This window comes from Mucilaginibacter sp., from assembly GCF_028288105.1.
Lineage (GTDB): Bacteria > Bacteroidota > Bacteroidia > Sphingobacteriales > Sphingobacteriaceae > Mucilaginibacter.
Map to the genome: position 1 here is coordinate 20,027 of NZ_JAQBOI010000051.1, position 19,879 is coordinate 39,905.

The following is a 19,879-nucleotide window of genomic DNA, read 5'->3' on the forward strand; positions in this document are numbered from 1 at the left end:
AAAAAATGTTAAAAAAACTTTGCTAAATCGTTTTTACAACTTATATTAGCACATAATTACAGACCAATAATTATAAACCAATTATTTAATTTTAATAGAGCATATCAATCCGGCATCTTTTCCTAAGTTGCTAAAACGATTTTTTGATGCCTAATATATAAAATACTGAAGCTTAACAGCTTTTATTATTATAACCCTATAGTATGAAAAAAATTTACTTTCAGTCAGTTGCTTATACTCTCTTTCTGGCGCTTTTCTTTTTTGCATCATGCAAAAAGGAGGGCTTTCTGAGCCAGACTACCACCTCTAACCTTACAGAAGAAACTGTTTTTAAGGATAGCGCCAATACAGTAAGCTTTTTGGCCGGCATTTATGAAAATGTGGGCTTTAGCGCTTCAGCAAGGCGGTTCACTTATGGCCTAACACCTAACGGAGGGTTAGATGCTTCATCAGATGAAGCGGAAGTGTATAATTCTGGTGGCTCTACTGCGCTGGCCTGGGAAACCGGTACTATTAATGCAGCGGTAGTTACCGATGATGCCTATAAAAAATCGTATGCCAGTATCAGAGCGGTTAACCAGTTGCTGAAAAATATGGGCAGAGTCCCTATTAATAATTTCGCGAAAACACAAATGAAAGCTGAGGCCCGCTTTTTAAGGGCCTGGTACTATGCTATCCTGCTGAAACATTATGGCGGCGTGCATTTATTGGGCGATAGTATTTATACCTATACCGATAAGATCCCCGCAAGCCGCAATACTTACGAAGAATGTGTAAATTATATCTTATCTGAATGTGATGCAGCTGCGCAGGACTTACCAACTACACAAAGTGGTGTAGGTTATGGCAGAGCATCAAAAGGTGCTTGCCTTGCACTTAAATCTCGCGTGCTGTTATACGCTGCAAGCCCGTTGTTTAGCGGCCAATCACTTACAGGTACAAAAAATGATGCGGTATTAGGTTATACGAAATTCACAGACGAATTAAAAAAAGAAAGGTGGAAGCTGGCGCAGGATGCCGCAGAAGCTGTAATAAGCTTGGGGGCTTATCATTTAAATATAGATAACGCTACCCCGGGTATTGGTTTTCAAAACCTTTTTACCCTGCGGTATAATACCGAATATATATTCCAGTTGATGCGCCCTACAGGAAATGTAGACCTGGAAGAATTGTTCCAGCCGCCATCGCGTACCGGCAAAAACGGCGCGTTCCCTTTACAGGGTTTGGTTGATGCCTTCCCGATGAAAAATGGTAAGGCCATTACCGATCCAACATCGGGCTATAATGCGCAGGACCCTTTCGCAGGCCGCGACCCACGTTTAGATTTTACGGTTATCCGCGATCAAACACTCTTGCAGAACAGGCTTGTGCCGGGCTTTTCGCCGGTTAATATTTACCAGGGTACTTACAAAGGTGTAGCTACAGGGCCTGATGCTGTGCATGTAGGCACATCTACCGGATATTATACCAATAAAATGCTTTCGCCAAATGCGGTATCGCAGGATTTTACCCATCGTACCGATAGGGTGCTGCCTTTGATCCGTTATGCCGAGATCCTGCTTAATTATGCTGAGGCTGCCAACGAATATAACGGACCAACCGCTGAGGTGTATCAAGCTGTTGAGGCCATAAGGGAACGGGCCGGCTTGGTGCCGTACCAATTGCCGGCGGGGCTTAACCAGACAGAGATGCGTTTAGCTATCCAAAACGAGCGCCGTATTGAACTGGCATTTGAAGAGCACCGTTTTTGGGATGTGCGCCGCTGGAAAATAGCCGAACAAACCGATAATATACAAACCAAAGGGTTGGAAATTAATCGCAATGGTAACGCTGCTACCTATATTATTTTTAATGTACGTAAGCGCAATTTCCGCCCGGCAATGTACTTGTGGCCTTTACCGCAAAGCGAGGTGGCTAAATCACCCGAGCTGATCCAAAACCCCGGTTATTAATATTCATAAACAATTGCATGAAAAAGAATTATAACATAAAACGTATGCTGTTGCTAATGCTGGTAGTGCTAATGGCTGCAGCGTGCAAAACAGAAAAGGTATTGCCCAAACAGGAAGCGCTGAAAGATATCAGCGGAAGCTGGCAGGTAATAAAAGCAACCCGTAACGGTACCGATTTGAGCACGCTGGTAGATTTGAGCCAGTTCAGGATAAACTTTGACGGCGTTGGTTACAAGCTGATGAACAAGCTGCCTTTTATAGTAACCCAGGATGGTGCCTTCTCGTTGGATGATCCGCTGTATCCATATAAAATAACATTTACGGCAGCGGGTGGTACGCCAATTTCAACGGCATTTACCTACCCGATTGTGAACGGCAAAAGACAGCTGAGCCTCACCTTTAGCCCGGGCTGCACAAACAATTCTTATATATACGTACTGCAAAGAGTTAATTAAGGCCAAACACCAAAAAACAGATTATGAGATCATATTTACATATAAAAGGTAAAAATTTATGGAGGGCATGTGCCTGCCTTATATTGGGCATAGTGCTGGCCTGTTGCGGCGAAGAGATTACCGGCGTAGACCAGCCGGCAACTGCAACTGTAGGAGCAACGGTGCCCATTACGGTGCATATTAATATCCCCACTGCCGGTAACGGCGGCCCGGATAACCTCATATTTGGTTTTTTAGTGCCGAAGGGATGGAAAGCCGCGCAAAATACCAAGGTTACCTATAACAGCCCTGCTTTGGGTGGAGGCACCATGACGCTTTTAACCGATGCTACCCTGCCAAAGAACGGCGGCGGACTAACCTGGCCAGCGTATATGAAAAAAACCTTCGGTATTGGTGGTAACCTTATTGATGATATGGAATGGGTTGCCTACCAGTCGGACAAGGCTTATAGTCACAATGGCAACACTTTTAGCGGCGATATATTAATAAACATAAAAGTTGGCGCTGATAATAATAACATGCTTGTAAAACTGGGCTACGTAATAACCGATAGTGGTAACGGTTTCACCAGTGATGGTAATGGTACCTATTACAGCAAGGTAATAACCCCATGCTTTGAAGTTACCGGCGGTGCTGGCGATATAGTGGATTTTTGTAACCCACAGCTTACCATTGTAGATCCGCCAAAATCATTGGATAATGATTTTGTTACGCTCACTTTTGATGGTACCGTGGCAAATACACAGCTTGGTAAAGAAACCGAAGTGTACCTCTGTGCAACCGCCTATACCAGCGATGGCAAAACCATAACGGTATGCGAACAAACTGATAAAACACGTATGGTGCAAACATCGGCAACCAGCAAAAGGTATCAGGTAACTATTTGGCCTAAGTCATTTTTCAACACAACCGATGCGCAAACCATTACCAAGATGGAGTATTTCATAACCGATAAAGCAGGTACAACCAAGGTGGGTTACGGTAATACCCCGGCGCCGTTTGTGTACACGTTTAAGTGCGGATAATTCAGCTTTTTATATAACCGGGCGTATGCAAAAAACAATGTGCGCTCTGCTAAAACGATATTTTATTTTTTGCCAACAATTTAAACTTTATACAATGGCTAAATGCTACTTAAATAAATACTTTACAGCTTTGGTGATACTGATGCTGGCGCTGGGTACAACCGGCCATGCCATGCAGCAGGATACCACCGCCAAATTTAGTGCCCGCCCCGGCATGGCCGGTGGAGTTGTACTCGATGAATACAGTAAGCCTTTAAAGGGTGTAAAGGTAACCGTTAAGGGTAAAACAGATACGGTGAGTACCGATGGCAACGGCCGTTTTGAAATAAGCGCCGCTAACAATACAACCCTGGTATTTAAATATCCGAATTACAATGTGCGCCAGGCAATTGTAAGGGGTAACAAAGAGATCATAGTTAGGTTGATTGATACTTATATCAAGACCCCAGCTAAAATTGATGTGCTATATGGCACAGCCGATGTAAACAAAACCCTGGGTGCTATATCTACAATTTATACTAACCAGCTTACCACTACGCCTGCAACGCTTTATACCTATGCTTTGCCTGGCCAGTTGGCAGGCTTATTCACGCAGCAATACAGCGGTTTTGCAACCCCGCAAACTACCCCGCAAACGCACGGCGATTTCATAGGTAACGTTGTAGCGCACAATAACTATTCGCCTAATGATAATACCGAGTTTAACCTATACCTGCGCGGCCAGACGCCAATAACCATTATAGACGGTGTACAGCGCGAGATCGCTTCGCTGGACCCGGAGAGCATCGAATCCGTATCGGTTTTAAAGGATGGGCTTTCTAATATATTATTAGGTGTAAACAGCTCAAGGGGCGTTTTGCTTATCACTACAAAGCGTGCAAAAGCCGGCCCGCCACGCATATCATTTACCGCGCAAAGCGGTGTACAAACGCCGCTGGGGCTGCCAACACCTTTGCCGGCCAGCCAATACGCTTACTTGTATAACGAGGCTTTGCAAAACGATGGCAAGCCGCCTATTTACAGTAGTGCAGATTTTAATGCCTATCGTGACCATACCGACCCCCTGCGCCATCCGGATGTTAACTGGTACAATACCATCCTGCGCAATAATTCGCCCATGAACAGCTACAAGCTTAATGTAAACGGCGGTTCGGAAATTGCCCGCTATAGTGTATCATTAAACTACCTGAACCAGGATGGTATGTTTAAAACAGCATCATCGATACCGTACAATACCAACAATAACCTTAGCCGTTACATTATCAATTCGGACCTGATGGTTAATGTTACCAAAAAGTTCGTGGTGGATCTGCAGATGTTTGGCCGTATCCAGTCGGGCACGCAGCCTGGTGCGGGTTATGGCAATATCCTCGGTGGTTTATATTCAACACCAAACAATGCCTATCCGGCTACAAATCCCGACGGCTCTTTTGGTGGTACCACCATGTTCACCAACAACCTTTTGTCACAAGCACAATACTCGGGTTACCAGCGCACCAACAGTAACGATGTGCTGGCTAATTTGGATCTTACCTATGATATGAGCAGCATTACCAAAGGCCTTTCGGGTAAGGCTAAGGGGAACATGGCGCTGTCATCGCAGGGCGTGTTGAACAGGTCATTGCAAAATAATACTTTTCTGATAAGGCCGGATAGTAGCTATGCCGGAGTAGGTACGTCTGTAGCGCAGGTAAATAATTTTAACAGCGTATCAACTGCGCGCTATTCATTCGCACAGTTATCACTTAATTACGACAGGCAATTTGGCAAGCATAATATTACGGGTATGCTGTTGTATGATACCCGGTCTGTGAACCTCAACTTTGATTTACCAAGCGTAACCACTAATGAAGCTTTTAAAGCAGGTTATAATTACGACGAGAAATATTTTATAGAAGGCGCGGTAAACCGTAGCGGCTACAGCCGTTATCCGCCGAATAAACAGTTTGGAATATTTTACGCGGGCGGTTTAGGCTGGCAAATGGCTAAAGAAAACTTTATTAAAGATAACTTCAGCTGGATCTCTTCGTGGAAGTGGCGCGCCACTTATGGCCGCACCGGCAATGCCAACGTAGATAACGTAGGCTACTACAACTTCATTCAAACCTACAGCTCGCCAAATGGATACCAGTACAGCACCGGTACCAGCCGCAGCGACGTACAGGGTATTTATGCAAATCAGTTAGCCAACCCTTTTATCAGCTGGGAAAAAGCCGATAAAATTGACATAGGAGCAGACATTGCCCTGTTCAACAACCACCTTAAAGTAACTGCCGATTATTACCACGACAGGTATAAAGACTTATTACAGGTACGAGGCCGCAACAGTTTATTGCTGGGTACGGCATACTCTTACGAAAACATTGGTGTAGTGCTTAATCAGGGTGAGGAGCTTACTTTAACCTATCAAAACAACATCAACAATTTTAATTACTTTATATCAGGTAATGCATCACTGCAATATTCTAAAAACGTGTTTAGTGATGAAACACCTACGCCGTATCCATGGTTGCGCCACACCGGCAGATCAACCGGCGCTGTTTACGGCTACACAGCTTTAGGTTTCTTTAAAGATGCCCAGGAAGCCGCAACCAGTGCAACTACAACCGGCTATACAGCACAAGCGGGCGATGTAAAATACCAGGATCTGAATAAAGACGGAATCATTAACCAGTTTGACATTTCGGCTATCGGAAACCAAAGGCCACTATTGTTCTACGGCACATCATTGGGGTTCAATTACAAGGGCTTCAGCTTCAGTATGATTATTCAGGGAGTTAAAAATAGCCAATTTATGTTCAACAAAGCTATGGTGAACAGCTTTGCGGGCGTGGGCTTTCTTGGGCTTACCTATGCTGGCCAGGGTTATGATAACCTAACCGGCAGATGGACGCCCGAAACAGCTGCTACGGCAACGCTTCCACGCTTATCGCTGGGCAATGCCAATAACACGGCCAATTCAACCCTTTATTTACGTTCTGGCGATTACCTCAGGCTAAAAAATGCAGAGATAGGCTATAACCTGCCTTACCAATGGATAAAGAAATTTAGATTATCGGGTGTGAGGTTATTTGCGAACGGCGAAAACCTGGTAACTCTTTACGGCTACAAAGGCATCGATCCGGAAGTGAGCAACGGGGCATATCCTATACAGCGGGTAATAAACGCAGGTGTTACCATTAAGCTTTAATTTTTGGCCATTATAGAAAATACGATCATGAAAAATCACAAAAATATTATAGCAGCCATAGCACTGATAGTGGCAATTGCAGGTTGCAAAAAATACGAACAGACACCGGTAGATAAAGTGGACATTACCCACATTTTTGATCCAAGGGATTCGGCCGGGGTAAGCGCACAACACTACCTTTACGGCATATACTCGGTTTTAAAGAACGGCCATAACCGTATTGGCGGCGATTATCTTGATGCCGCGGGCGACGATGCCATTTCTTCGGCATCGGGACCGTCAAACATCGCTACCGTTTTGTCTACCGCATCTTACAACTCATACACTATTCCTTCCGATGAAAATTTGTGGGGTACCTATTATGCAGGCATCCGCCAGGCAAATGAGTTTGTAAATAATATAGAGGTGGTGCCCGTGCTGGCCAAATACAATGGCTACTCCATGAAGTATGTATGGAAGAGCGAGGCCCGCTTTTTAAGGGCGATGTTTTACTTTGAACTGGTAAAACGTTATGGAGGTGTGCCGCTAATGGGCAATCATGTTTACACTATTTCTGATGATATATCGCTACCACGCAATTCTTTTGACGATTGCGTAAAGTACATAGCGAGCGAATGCGACGCCATAAAAGATTCGCTATTGGTATACCCTATAAGCGACCCAAATGCAGATAGCCATCGCCCAACAAAGGGCTCGGCAATGGCATTAAAAGCAAGGGTACTGCTGTATGCTGCAAGCCCATTGTTTAACGGCGGTAATATTGATCCTGCAAATAATTTAACAGGTTACACCAGCTTTGATGCCGCCAGGTGGACGGCCGCCGCTGCCGCTGCGAAAGCTGTGATGGACCTGGGTACCTATTCGCTGATGCCAAACTTTAAGGATGTGTTTTTGACACAGAATAATCCTGAAATTTTGTTTATGCGCCAGGGCGGGAATGGCACTAACGTAGAAACTGCTAATGGCCCGGTAGGCTTTACAGCCGCAACAGGCAAAGGCCAAACCAGCCCAACGCAGGAGTTAGTGAACGCCTTCCCAATGGCAAATGGATTGCCTATTAGCGATGCAGCATCCGGCTACGATAGTAACAACCCATATAACAACCGCGACCCAAGGCTCACCTATACCATTATGTACAACGGCACGCAATGGTTAAACACCCAGATACAAACGTTTGAAGGAGGCCAGAGCAAACCAAACGGTCCGTTGCAGCAAACTAAAACCGGTTACTACATGCGTAAGTTTATGGGCAATTTCGAGAACACCAATACTTACAGCTCGCACAGTACCGATTGGCTGATCATGCGTTACGCTGATCTTGTTTTGGGTTATGCCGAAGCGCTAAACGAATCTGAGGGACCAACCACAGATGTATACAACGCTTTAATCAGTATCCGTAAACGTGCCGGCATCGAAGCAGGCGCAAACAGCCTTTACGGTTTAACAGCAGGTATGACAAAAGAGGAGATGCGTTCAATAATACAGAACGAGCGCCGCGTTGAGCTGGCTTTTGAAGAAAGCCGTTACTGGGATATCCGCCGATGGAAATTAGCCGAAACCACCATGGATCAGCAGCGTACAGGTTTAAGCATTGTAAAGTTGGGCAGCACGCTCAATTACAATCCTATTAATGTGCTTACAACCAAGTTTGATGCGCCAAAAATGTATTTGTACCCTGTGCCGTACGATGAGGTACAAAAGAACCCTAATATGAAACAAAACCCCGGATGGTAATTACCAGAAAGATCAATTAAACCAATTAATTAAGCAGTTATGAGAAAAATAATACTTTTCTTTCAAATAATATTTACGTTGCTACCGGTGGCTTTGTACGCTCAAAATACAACAGTAACCGGCAAGGTGCGCGATATAGCGGGGGCTTTGCCGGGGGTATCTGTTGTAGAAAAAGGCTTCCCTACCAATGGGAGCATATCTGATGTGAACGGCCGGTTCACGCTTACCTTAAAAGGGCAGTCGAATACAATTATACTACGGTTTATAGGTTATGTAAACCAAGAGGTAAAGGTGAGCGACAATAAAACTCTGGATATCATCCTTCAGACAAGTACCAATGGATTAGATGAAGTGGCAGTTGTGGCATACGGTACGCGTAAACGTATCACAAGCACCGGCGCGGTTAGTTCAATTTCAGGAAGTGATATCCGTACCGTACCAACGGCCAATGTACAAAACGCGCTTACCGGTAAGTTGCCGGGCTTCTTTTCACAGCAGGCATCGGGCCAGCCGGGTAAGGATGCATCTGACTTTTATATCCGCGGGGTAAGCTCATTAAACCCTGCAGGTAACCAGCCGCTAATTATTGTAGATGATATTGAGTACAGTTACGATCAGTTACAGCAGATAAATGTGAACGAGGTAGAAAGCATCTCTATCCTTAAGGATGCCTCTTCAACCGCTATATACGGTATTAAGGGTGCAAACGGTGTGTTGGTAGTAGCCACCAGGCGTGGTAAAAGTGGTTCACCCAAGTTTAATGTAAGGGTAGAGACCGGTATGCAACAGCCTACTAAAACACCAAAATTCCTTGATTCATACAACTCCGCTTTATTGATCAACGAGGCGCAATTGAACGATGGCCTCCAGCAATCATTCAGCCAGGCAGATCTTGATCATTTTAAGAGTAACGATGACCCGTATGGCCACCCCAATGTAAACTGGTACGATAAGATCTTTAAAAAACAAAGTTACCAGGCCAATGCCAACTTAGATATCTCGGGCGGTACTAACGCGCTCAAGTATTTTATATCTGGCGGTGCATTAAACCAAAATGGTTTGGTACGCGACTTTGCCGACCCGCAAAGTTTAGTGAACACTAACTATTATTTCCGAAGGTACAACTTCCGCTCCAACCTGGATCTAAAGGTTAACAAAACCCTTGATCTGCGTTTGGATGTGACCACCCGCTTTTCTGATCTTAACCAACCTTACAATCAAAACGCGGTAGGCGAGGTGTATAATTTTACGAAGCAAACCCCGTTCACATCGCCATATTTAAACCCTAACGGCAGTTATAGCTACGCTTATTCACCCTTCAACCCCGATCACCTGCCTACGCTGAATGCAAGGCTGGCAACAGGTGGTTATCAAAATTCGCGCAGAACAGACTTTAACTTCCTGTTTGGCGCTACCCAAAAACTGGATGCATTGACGGATGGCTTATCACTGACCGGCCGTATCGCTTATTCCAGTATAGAGCAATACACCAAGCAGATCTTTAGCGAAGGCATCCCTGCCTATCATTACGATGCGGCTACCGGCCAATATTCCCTGCGCCCGGGTGCAACTTATGTTTACCAAAACTATGGTTTAACGGGTAATACCGATATCAACACTAATAATTACAACTTACAGCTATACCTTAATTACGATCGCACCTTCAGCAATACCCACCATTTTTCGGGATTGGTGCTGCTCAATCAAACGGCTAATACGCTATATGCCGCTAATCTTTTGTCAGGAGACCTGGTTGGTGTACCACAAAAATTCAGAGGTTTTTCTGGCAGGGCGGGGTATGATTACAAACAGAAATACCTTATAGACTTTAACGTGGCCTATAACGGTACCGACCGTTTCGCTGCCGACCATCGCTTTGGCATATTCCCCGCAGTGAGCGTGGGCTACAACTTGGTAAAAGAAGATTTCTTTACTAAAGTCCTGCCTATGTTCAGTCTGTTCAAATTAAGGGCCAGCTACGGTTTGGTAGGTTCGGATGCCGCGCCGGGTAACCGCTATGTGTATAACCAGGTTTACAACAATGGCGGGGGCTATAATTTCGGCCAGTCGCAGCAAAACTATGGTAGCATTTATGAAGGTGCGCTGGGCAACCCTAATGTGGTTTGGGAGCGTGCCCGCAAACTGGACATAGGTTTGGATATGAACTTGTTTAATGATAAGGTATCTATAACGTTTGATTATTTCCACGATGTACGCTACAATCAGCTTATTACACCTGGCAGTGTGCCATTGATACTGGGGGTAGATCTGCCGGCCGTAAATATTGGAAAAACCCAAAATCAGGGTTTCGACGGGCAGGTGAGTTACCATGGTAACATCGGCAAGTTCCAGTATAATACAGGCTTGGTTTTTTCGTATGCCAAAAACAAGATATTGTTTAAAGACGAGGCAGCACCTGCTTACCCATGGCTGGCACAAACCGGTTATTCTATCAATCAGCAATATGGCTATCATTACCTTGGGTATTACTCTGCCAATGATATAGCTGCCATTACCACTTATAAAAATGACCATCAAGGCTCTAATGCGGGTAACACCATTGCTTTACCAGACAACGGTATCCCACTTCAACCCGGCGATCTGCGCTACCAGGACCTTAACGGCGATGGTGTGATCAACGTGTTTGATAAACGGGCTATCGGTAATCCAAACCTGCCTAATACTACACTTGGCCTTTCGTTGCAGGGAGTATACAAGGGCTTTAGCATAAGCGTATTACTGCAGGGTTCATTCAACTATAGCTTCGCGGTGGTGGGTACCGGTATCGAGCCATTCCAGAGCCAGTTTCAGCCCATTCACCAGGAAAGGTGGACTCCGGAAACAGTTGCAACAGCAAATTTCCCAAGGTTAGGCCTTAACCCTACATCGGTAAACAGCCCAACGGCTTACTTTAGCGATTATTGGTTGGTGAACGCTTACTATATCCGTTTAAAAACCATTGATATCGGCTATCAGTTACCAAACAAGTTGCTACCGTTCAAGATCAGCAATGCAAGGGTTTACATGAGCGCTTACAATTTGTTCACCTGGGATAATTACAACAAGTATCAGCAGGATCCGGAGATCTCAACCAATACCGCCGGCGATGCCTATATCAACCAGCGGGTTATAAACGTGGGTATCCAACTGGGCTTCTAAGACATTTTAATTTATAAAGGCAGGGGTTAACGCAGAAAAAGCGCTTGATCCCTGCCTTTTTTTTAAATTACATTCAACGGGCATTTTATACATTAGCAATATGTTTCCAACCATTGGCGATCTGTTTGAATACTTGTTTAATGCCCGGTTTTCGTTCCCTATCCAAACCTTTGGTTTCTTTGTGGCTTTATCGTTTCTACTGGCTTACATCGTATTCACTTCGGAGTTTAAAAGGTACGAGGCTAATTGCAAGATCCACGCTTTTAAGCGGATAGTTATTATAGGAACGCCTGCTTCTGTGTTAGACCTGGCAATAAATTTCCTATTAGGATTCGCCTTTGGCTTTAAGGGCTTAGGGGCTATCTTTAATTATAAAACCTTCGGCGCCGATCCGCGTGGATACATTCTTTCTGCCCATGGTAGCCTTATTTTGGGCCTACTGGTTGGAATAGGTTTCGAGTTATGGGTCTACTTCGATAGGAAGAGCCATCAATTGGCCAAACCAAAGGTGGTTGAAGAAACCCGGCACCCATACCAACTGATGGGGTTGATCGTGTTCAGTGTGGGCTTTTTTGGGTTTATTGGCTCCAAACTATTTGATGTAGTAGAACATATCAGCCAGTTTAGGTATGACCCAATAGGTGTGATGTTCTCAGCAAATGGCTTTGCTTACTATGGCGGGTTGATATTTGGCGCGCTTACCTATCTGTACATTGGCTATCGCAATGGCATGAAGCAAGTACACCTTGCAGATATAGGCTCGCCCGGCATGATGCTGGCTTATGGTATTGGCCGCATAGGCTGCCACTTAGCAGGCGATGGCGACTGGGGAATCATTAATGAGCACGCTAAACCGCAATGGCTGGGCTGGTTACCCAATTGGATGTGGAGCTTTAAATATCCGCACAATGCTATAAATGCAGGGATACCAATACCGGGATGCGATGGCAATTACTGTAACCAACTGGTAAAAGGCGTGTATCCAACATCGTTTTATGAGGTGGTGCTGTGTGTAGGAATGTTTGGGCTGATGTGGGCCTACCGTAAAAAGATAAAAGTACCGGGGCTGATGTTTTGTATCTACCTCATCCTTAATGGTGGCGAGCGTTTTTTGATAGAACACATCCGCATAAATTTTAATTACAGCTTTTTAGGTATTACATTTACACAAGCAGAATTAATTGGCGGGCTTATGCTGCTTGGCGGCATTATAGGACTGATTATCATTGCTTATAAACGCTTTAAGCCTGCCCATCAATCTGCATAAACCTATATTAAATTGATTGATCCCATGAAAAGGCTTGCGTTTGTTTGTCTGTGTATTTGCACTGCGTTGTCCCAAAGCATCGCCCAAACTAAATCAGTAAATCTTACCGACCTTAAATTTACAGTAGAAGAGGCACCCGAATGGTCTGCCCTGTTGAAACGTAACACCGGATGGTTTGGCGGAGACGGCATTTATACTATACCGCTAAACGGCGTAGAGGGCAAACAATCCAAACCCAATGGTAAAACCCTTTTCATATTTAGCGATAGCATGATCGGGGAGATCCGTGATAATACCATGATGCCGGGTTTTAAAATGATCCATAACTCGGTAGCGATACTGAATGGCAACCAGCCTGATGAGAAGCAAATGAAGTTTTACTGGGATAAGGATGCAAAGGGACAACCCGAATCTGTTTTTATTCCCGCAACGCCAAAAACAGAGAGTTCTGATTACTATTGGCTGGGAGATGGTTTTGTAAACCAAGCAAATAACTCTACCTACATATTTGGCTACCGGGTGCGGAATGTAAGCACTGGGGCTTTTGGTTTTAGGGAGGTAGGTAATACGCTTATCAAAATAGCGCCGGGCGATAATCCTCCATACACCACAATTAAACAAATGGATACGCCTCTTTATTTAACAGATGGCAAGAATGATATTGGTTCTTTTGGGGCGGGCATCTATGTTAATACCAAAGCAGCAGGGGCGTCTAAGCCCGATGGTTATATTTATGTGTACGGGGTTACAGGGATGGCCAAAAAATTATTGGTAGCCCGCGTGCTTCCAAGCCATTTCGAGGATTTTAAAGAGTGGAAGTTTTGGAATGGAACTGCCTGGTTGAGTGATATGAGCAAGGCTGCTGAAGTAACCACAGGGGTATCTAACGAGCTTAGCCTTTCTGTTTTACCGGATGGCAGGTATGCTTTGGTTTTTCAATTGGGCGGAATGAGCACTACGGTAGGCATGCGGATAGGTGCGAGCCCTTTCGGTCCGTTTGGCCCGGTAATAAAGCTATGGGATTGCAAACCCGACCTGATAGAAAAAACCTTTGTTGTTTACAACGCAAAGGCGCATCCAACCCTATCTAAACCCGGTGAGTTGCTTATTAGCTACAATATCAATTCTGTTGAGTTTATAAAGGATCTGCAAACGCATCCCAACTTATACCGGCCGCGATTTATCCGGGTTAAATTCCAATAATTCTGAATTATATTTGTTACTATAAAAATAATATATATTTTAGCTAAATCAATTTAGCAATAACCACCAATTCAACCGGAATGAAGAAATTAATAATGCTTGCCGTAATTGTTTTTATGTGCAGTTTCCAAACCAAAAAAGCCGTTAAAATAGTGTTTTTTGGCGATTCTATTACTGAATATGGCGTTCGGCCAGACGGTTATATCACTTTATTTCAGCAAAAGCTGAAGGATAACAACCAGGCGGCCAATTATGAGGTAGCCGGGGCAGGCATAGGCGGGAACAAGATCTACGACCTGTACTTACGTTACGAAGATGATGTGCTATCCAAAAATCCCGATGTGGTTGTGATTTGGGTAGGGGTAAATGATGTATGGCACAAGCGGTTGTTTGGTACCGGTACCGATTGGGATAAGTTTAGTAAGTTTTATACAGCACTGATCAAGAAATTGCAGGCTAAGGGAATTAAAGTTACAATTTGTACCCCTGCCAGTGTTGGTGAAAAAATCGACTACAGTAATGAACTGGATGGTGATCTGAACAAATATTCGCAGATCATCCGCGAGCTTGCCGCGCAAAACAATTGCGGGCTGGTAGATTTTAGAAAGCTATTCCATGAGTATGGATTGAAGAATAACCCGCAGAACCAGGATAAGAATATCCTTACTGTGGATGGAGTACACTTGAACGCTGCGGGCAATAAACTCGTAGCCGATGCGCTTTACCAGTCACTTATTAAATAGTAAAAATTCGTTTTAGTTTATATATCTTGGTTAGAAGGAGGCGGGAGCGCCTCCTTTTTTTAAGTCAGTAGCTACCAGGATTTTATTTTTTTATCCTCGTATCCCTAATGAAAAAGACTTCAATTTTTTGCATCGTTGCATTGTTTATTACGAGCAGCTTACACGCCCAGCAAGCCAACCTGGTTAAATATGTAAACACGCGTCAGGGCACTAATACCAAATACGAATTTTCATACGGTAACACCTACCCGGCTACAGCACTGCCATTTGGCATGAACACCTGGACACCCCAAACCGGCAAAAACGGCGATGGCTGGAAGTATCAGTACTTTGAAAAAAAGATCAGGGGTTTTCAGCAATCGCACCAATGCAGCTCGTGGGTAAATGATTATGCCGTATTTTCATTGATGCCGGTAACGGGCAAACTTGTGGTGAACGAGGACGAGCGGGCATCATCGTTCAATCACGCTAATGAGATAGCCCAGCCAAGCTACTATAGTGTTACCCTTGATAATGGCATCACAACAGAAATGAGCCCAACCGAACGCGGCGCTCACCTGCGTTTTAGTTTCCCAAAAGGGCAGGGCTCGTATCTAGTATTGGATGGTTATACCAAAATGAGCATGGTTAAGATCGATCCGACTAAACGAACAATAAGCGGCTATGTAAATAACTGCCGCTGGGCTCCCAAAAATTTCAAAAATTATTTCGTCATTACGTTTGATAAACCATTTGCTGATTATGGCACATGGGAAAATAAAAAGAACAGCCTAAACGCTAAGAATAAGGAAGCCGAAGGCGAGGGTGCAGGAGCCTACATTAAGTTTAAAGATGGTGAAACAGTGCAGGCAAAGGTGGCCTCGTCTTACATCAGCCCCGAGCAGGCCGAAGTGACCTTACAAGCCGAGCTGGGTAAATACAACTCATTTAATGATACCCATAAAGCGGCTGATAAGGTTTGGAATACCCTGCTTGGCCGTATGGCTGTTGAAGGTGGTACCGAAGAGGAGAAAGCCACATTTTATTCCTGCCTGTATCATGCTAACCTTTTCTCGCACCAGTTTTTTGAATATGGGAAGGATGGTAAACCCTATTACTATAGCCCGTATGATGGTAAGCTGCACGATGGTTATATGTATACCGATAACGGTTTTTGGGATACTTTTAGGGCACAGTTCCCGCTAAATACCGTTCTGCATCCAAAAATGGAGGGGCAACTGGTACAGGCGCTGTTGGATGCGCAAAAACAGTGTGGCTGGCTGCCGGCATGGTCCTTTCCGGCAGAAACCGGGGGGATGCTGGGTAACCATTCTATTTCGCTATTAGCTGATGCCTGGATGAAGGGCATCCGAACCTTTGACCCTAAACAGGCGCTGGAAGCTTATTATCACGAGGCTACAAACAAAGGCCCATGGGGTAGCGCTAATGGCCGCCCGGGCTGGAAAGAATATTTTGCCGATGGTTACGTGCCGTACTCTAAACAAACTGAAGGCGCCACTGCTTGGACCTTGGAATTTGCCTATGATGATTTCTGTGCTTACCAATTGGCAAAAGCAACCGGCAATAAATACTACGAGAATGTGTTTGCCCGCCAAATGTATAACTACAAAAACTTATTTGACCCTAAAACCCGGTTTATGCGCGCCAAAGACGCCAAGGGTAACTGGATAGAACCTTTTGATCCGATGGATTGGGGCGGGCCATATACCGAAGGTAATGCATGGCATTGGACCTGGTCGGTTTTCCATGATACCCAGGGGCTTATTAATTTAATGGGCGGCGATAAAAATTTCACGGCTAAAATAGATTCGGTGTTTACCGAGCCAGGCACTATCAAAGTAGGTGGCTACGGTACGGTTATCCATGAAATGACAGAGATGGCAGCCTTTAAAATGGGCCAGTTTGCACAGGGTAACGAGCCTATTCACCACATGCTTTATATGTATAACTACGCCGGCCAACCCTGGAAGGCCCAACAGCATCTGCGCGAGGTAATGGATAAAATGTACAATGCAACCGAGAACGGGTATCCTGGTGATGAGGACGAGGGGCAAATGTCATCGTGGTTTGTACTGAGTGCTGCCGGATTTTACAGCGTTTGCCCCGGAACAGACCAGTATGTAATTGGCAGCCCGCTATTTAACAAGATGACCATTACACTCGAAAACGGCAATAAATTTACGATCGAGGCCAATAATAACAGTAAGCAAAATGTCTACATCCAGTCGGCTACACTCAATGGTAAATCTTATACACACAATTGGATAACCCATGCCGATATCATGAATGGCGGCACATTGCATTTAGAGATGGCCGATAAACCCAATTTAAGCCGTGGCTTAGCGGTTGAAGATAAACCATTTTCACTATCAAAAGCTGATAGGTTATAATAAACGTGGCTTCTGCACCAAATATTAATAATAAGCTTTGGTAGCTGTAAAGATTTAATTTACTTTACAACACCAATTCAACTAATTAAGTCACCGCCTGATGCATGCCATACCAAAATTTACAGAACGCAAATATCTGCTAGTACTCATATTTGTAACCTCGTTGTTTTTAATGTGGGGTATATCCATGACGCTTGGTGATGTATTGAACAGGCATTTTCAAAATGTGCTGCATATAAGCAAGGCAAGGTCGGCTTATGTGCAGTTCTCTATATTTGGTGCTTATTTTGTTATGGGGATCCCTGCTGGGTTGTTCATGAAGAAATTTGGGTACAAAAACGGCGTTCTGCTGGGATTACTGCTCTATTCTGCCGGTGCATTTTTATTCATACCAGCCGCAAATGCCGAGTCTTTCACTTTTTTCAGGGTAGCATTATTTATTCTGGCCTGCGGTATGGCAACATTAGAAACCGTAGCGCATCCTTTTGTGGCCTCTCTTGGCGACCAGCGCACGAGCGATCAGCGTATCAACTTTTCGCAGGCATTCAATGGCGTCGGGGGCATCATAGGCCCTATCATTGGTAGCTATTTTATTTTTGGCCAGGAGCAGGATCTGGTATCCGTAAAGCAGCTTTACATAGTTATTGGCGCTGTTATAGCCGCAATTGCTGTGGCATTCTCTTTCGTAAAAGTGCCTGCGCTTATAGATCCTCATATTCCTGCAATAGATTCGTATTCGCCCACCGAAGTGCCTCATGTCGATAAAAAGCTTTTTCAGCATAAACACTTTGTTTTTGCGGTTATAGCCCAATTGTTCAATGTAGCGGCACAGGGTGGTACCTGGGCTTTTTTCATCAATTACGGCCATGATATTATGCATTTTAGCGATGGAAAAGCAAGCTACTTTTTTTCGCTGAGTATGGTGATGATGATGACTGGGCGCTTTGCCGGCACCTTCCTGATGCGATACATAGCACCCAGTAAACTATTGGCGATTTTTGCATTATGTAATATTGTGATGTGCCTTATTGTGGCCCAGGGATTTGGCTGGCCGTCCTTTATCGCTTTGCTCTTTATCAATTTCTTTTTCAGCATTATGTTCCCTACAATATTTAGTCTCGGTTTAAAAAACATGGGCAACCAAACACAGCAGGCGTCGTCATTTATAGTAATGGGTGTGGTAGGCGGCGGGCTATTTCCGTTATTAATGGGGCAGATAGCTAATCATAATGTGGCAGCTGCCTACTATCTGCCAATAATATGTTACGCGGTTATATTCTTGTTTGGCTTTAGTTATAAACGCCTTAATAAAAGTAGCGTTTAAGTACAATGATAATATGTTAATACATCGGTCGTATTAATTTTAACTGAAATATCATTAAATCGATTTAATGATATTTCAATGCTATTTTTATTAACTACATTTATATTTGATCTTACTAAAACAGCACGTGAAAAAACTCTCTATAGTTGATATTGCCAACCATCTAAACGTATCGAAAACCACAATTTCATTTATCCTGAATGGCCGCGCGCAGGAGAAAAGAATAGGGAAGGAGCTGGTTGACCGTGTACAGAAATTTGTGGATGAAGTAGGCTACAAGCCAAACTCATTGGCGAAGAGCCTGCGTACAGGCAAATCAAACATTATCGGGTTGATGGTAGAGGATATTTCCAATCCCTTTTTTGCGTCGATAGCCCGGCTAATAGAGGACCGCGCTTACAAAAACGGCTACAAAATTATTTACTGCAGTACTGATAATGATACAGAGAAAACACGCGAATTGATCAGCATGTTTCGCGACAGGCACGTGGATGGTTATATCATTGCTCCTCCCGAAGGCATCGAGGACGATATTAGCTCACTAATAAAGGATGGAATGCCAGTAGTGCTATTTGACAGGCATTTACCAAAGGTAAGTACTGATTTTGTTGAAATAGACAACCTTTTTAGCACTTATAATGCTACCATGCATTTGATACAGCAAGGGTATAAAAACATAGCGTATATAACGTTCGCATCAAATCAAACGCAAATGCAAGCCCGTTTACAGGGTTATAAAGACGCGTTAGAAGAGAATGGCTTAAAGCCATTTATACAGGAAATTGTATTTAGTCAGAATGAGGAACTTATTATGAGCCCCCTAAACACATTCCTTAAAAAGCATAAAAACCTGGATGCTGTATTCTTTGGCACTAACCACGTGGGTACTTGCGGCTTAAAAGTAATAAATAGCCTGGGTCTGAAGGTCCCGGATGATCTTGCGCTTGTTTCTTTTGACGACTATGATGTGTTTAAGCTGTTCTCGCCGCCGGTTAGCGCGATAGCACAACCTATTGAGGCAATTGCAGATAGCGTGATAACTGTATTGTTAAACAAATTAAATACCTCATCCCAGCATATCAGTTCTCAATCCATCATCCTGAAAACTGATTTTAATATCAGAGGGTCGTCAAAAAAAGCGGATAAAGCCTAATTCAACCACCCTACAGTTTAATTATTGTATGCCCTTACTTGTAACTTATATCCTTTAGTTAGTAATTTAGGATCTATTTCTACTTCAACCGTTCTTGCTTCACCTTGCATTAGCGAAAAATAACTATCGTTATAAAGAGCCGGTAAAAGTTGTTTTCCCGTTGCATCAACTAATTGCGCCCTGATACCAAAAGCAGCTGTAGTTTTAGATTTATTGACGATGCTGTACTTAAGCAGTTTGTTAATACCGTTTTTGGCGATATATATTTTAGCATTGCTTTGAAC

13 protein-coding genes are annotated in these 19,879 nt (G+C 44.0%); 12 read left to right on the plus strand and 1 reads right to left on the minus strand.

Features of this window, described 5'->3' with window-relative positions:
- Nucleotides 1–203 precede the first annotated feature (203 nt).
- The 12 genes from JWQ85_RS03460 (at nucleotide 204) to JWQ85_RS03515 (ending at nucleotide 19,595) form a co-directional block, all read left to right on the plus strand.
- The gene (locus tag JWQ85_RS03460) at nucleotides 204–1,952 is read left to right on the plus strand and encodes a RagB/SusD family nutrient uptake outer membrane protein (protein ID WP_299463990.1); all 1,749 of its coding nucleotides are present in this window, start codon (nucleotides 204–206) and stop codon (nucleotides 1,950–1,952) included.
- 17 nt (nucleotides 1,953–1,969) lie between these two features.
- Nucleotides 1,970–2,407 (plus strand): DUF5004 domain-containing protein, encoded by a 438-nt coding sequence (locus tag JWQ85_RS03465; RefSeq protein WP_299463993.1) that lies wholly within the window; start codon nucleotides 1,970–1,972, stop codon nucleotides 2,405–2,407.
- Between the two features lie 23 nt (nucleotides 2,408–2,430).
- Nucleotides 2,431–3,432: a DUF4961 domain-containing protein gene (locus JWQ85_RS03470; protein ID WP_299463996.1), complete on the plus strand. Its 1,002-nt coding sequence runs from the start codon at nucleotides 2,431–2,433 to the stop codon at nucleotides 3,430–3,432.
- 94 nt (nucleotides 3,433–3,526) lie between these two features.
- Nucleotides 3,527–6,622: a SusC/RagA family TonB-linked outer membrane protein gene (locus tag JWQ85_RS03475; RefSeq protein ID WP_299463999.1), complete on the plus strand. Its 3,096-nt coding sequence runs from the start codon at nucleotides 3,527–3,529 to the stop codon at nucleotides 6,620–6,622.
- A gap of 27 nt (nucleotides 6,623–6,649) precedes the next feature.
- Nucleotides 6,650–8,356 (plus strand): RagB/SusD family nutrient uptake outer membrane protein, encoded by a 1,707-nt coding sequence (locus JWQ85_RS03480; RefSeq protein ID WP_299464001.1) that lies wholly within the window; start codon nucleotides 6,650–6,652, stop codon nucleotides 8,354–8,356.
- A 39-nt stretch (nucleotides 8,357–8,395) separates the two neighbouring features.
- Nucleotides 8,396–11,515, plus strand: coding sequence for a TonB-dependent receptor (locus tag JWQ85_RS03485; RefSeq protein ID WP_299464003.1), 3,120 nt, complete (start codon nucleotides 8,396–8,398; stop codon nucleotides 11,513–11,515).
- Nucleotides 11,516–11,615: 100 nt separating this feature from the next.
- Complete coding sequence (locus tag JWQ85_RS03490; protein ID WP_299464005.1) at nucleotides 11,616–12,782, plus strand: prolipoprotein diacylglyceryl transferase; 1,167 nt, start codon at nucleotides 11,616–11,618, stop codon at nucleotides 12,780–12,782.
- A gap of 24 nt (nucleotides 12,783–12,806) precedes the next feature.
- Nucleotides 12,807–13,985 (plus strand): DUF4185 domain-containing protein, encoded by a 1,179-nt coding sequence (locus JWQ85_RS03495; protein WP_299464008.1) that lies wholly within the window; start codon nucleotides 12,807–12,809, stop codon nucleotides 13,983–13,985.
- Nucleotides 13,986–14,065: 80 nt separating this feature from the next.
- The gene (locus tag JWQ85_RS03500) at nucleotides 14,066–14,728 is read left to right on the plus strand and encodes a GDSL-type esterase/lipase family protein (RefSeq protein WP_299464011.1); all 663 of its coding nucleotides are present in this window, start codon (nucleotides 14,066–14,068) and stop codon (nucleotides 14,726–14,728) included.
- A 107-nt stretch (nucleotides 14,729–14,835) separates the two neighbouring features.
- Nucleotides 14,836–17,118, plus strand: a complete 2,283-nt coding sequence (locus JWQ85_RS03505; RefSeq protein ID WP_299464014.1) for a GH92 family glycosyl hydrolase — start codon at nucleotides 14,836–14,838, stop codon at nucleotides 17,116–17,118.
- A 100-nt stretch (nucleotides 17,119–17,218) separates the two neighbouring features.
- Nucleotides 17,219–18,442, plus strand: coding sequence for a sugar MFS transporter (locus JWQ85_RS03510; protein ID WP_299464016.1), 1,224 nt, complete (start codon nucleotides 17,219–17,221; stop codon nucleotides 18,440–18,442).
- Between the two features lie 127 nt (nucleotides 18,443–18,569).
- Nucleotides 18,570–19,595: a substrate-binding domain-containing protein gene (locus tag JWQ85_RS03515; protein WP_299464019.1), complete on the plus strand. Its 1,026-nt coding sequence runs from the start codon at nucleotides 18,570–18,572 to the stop codon at nucleotides 19,593–19,595.
- A gap of 17 nt (nucleotides 19,596–19,612) precedes the next feature.
- On the opposite strand, the gene JWQ85_RS03520 is transcribed toward JWQ85_RS03515, so the two are convergent.
- Nucleotides 19,613–19,879 (minus strand): hypothetical protein (locus JWQ85_RS03520; RefSeq protein WP_299464022.1); only part of this gene is annotated, 267 nt, incomplete at its 5' end.

Bases quoted from the DNA above. Each gene is read 5' to 3' on its own strand.
- JWQ85_RS03460 (WP_299463990.1), top strand. From the start codon at position 204: ATGAAAAAAATTTACTTTCAGTCAGTTGCTTATACTCTCTTTCTGGCG.
- JWQ85_RS03465 (WP_299463993.1), top strand. From the start codon at position 1,970: ATGAAAAAGAATTATAACATAAAACGTATGCTGTTGCTAATGCTGGTA.
- JWQ85_RS03470 (WP_299463996.1), top strand. From the start codon at position 2,431: ATGAGATCATATTTACATATAAAAGGTAAAAATTTATGGAGGGCATGT.
- JWQ85_RS03475 (WP_299463999.1), top strand. From the start codon at position 3,527: ATGGCTAAATGCTACTTAAATAAATACTTTACAGCTTTGGTGATACTG.
- JWQ85_RS03480 (WP_299464001.1), top strand. From the start codon at position 6,650: ATGAAAAATCACAAAAATATTATAGCAGCCATAGCACTGATAGTGGCA.
- JWQ85_RS03485 (WP_299464003.1), top strand. From the start codon at position 8,396: ATGAGAAAAATAATACTTTTCTTTCAAATAATATTTACGTTGCTACCG.
- JWQ85_RS03490 (WP_299464005.1), top strand. From the start codon at position 11,616: ATGTTTCCAACCATTGGCGATCTGTTTGAATACTTGTTTAATGCCCGG.
- JWQ85_RS03495 (WP_299464008.1), top strand. From the start codon at position 12,807: ATGAAAAGGCTTGCGTTTGTTTGTCTGTGTATTTGCACTGCGTTGTCC.
- JWQ85_RS03500 (WP_299464011.1), top strand. From the start codon at position 14,066: ATGAAGAAATTAATAATGCTTGCCGTAATTGTTTTTATGTGCAGTTTC.
- JWQ85_RS03505 (WP_299464014.1), top strand. From the start codon at position 14,836: ATGAAAAAGACTTCAATTTTTTGCATCGTTGCATTGTTTATTACGAGC.
- JWQ85_RS03510 (WP_299464016.1), top strand. From the start codon at position 17,219: ATGCATGCCATACCAAAATTTACAGAACGCAAATATCTGCTAGTACTC.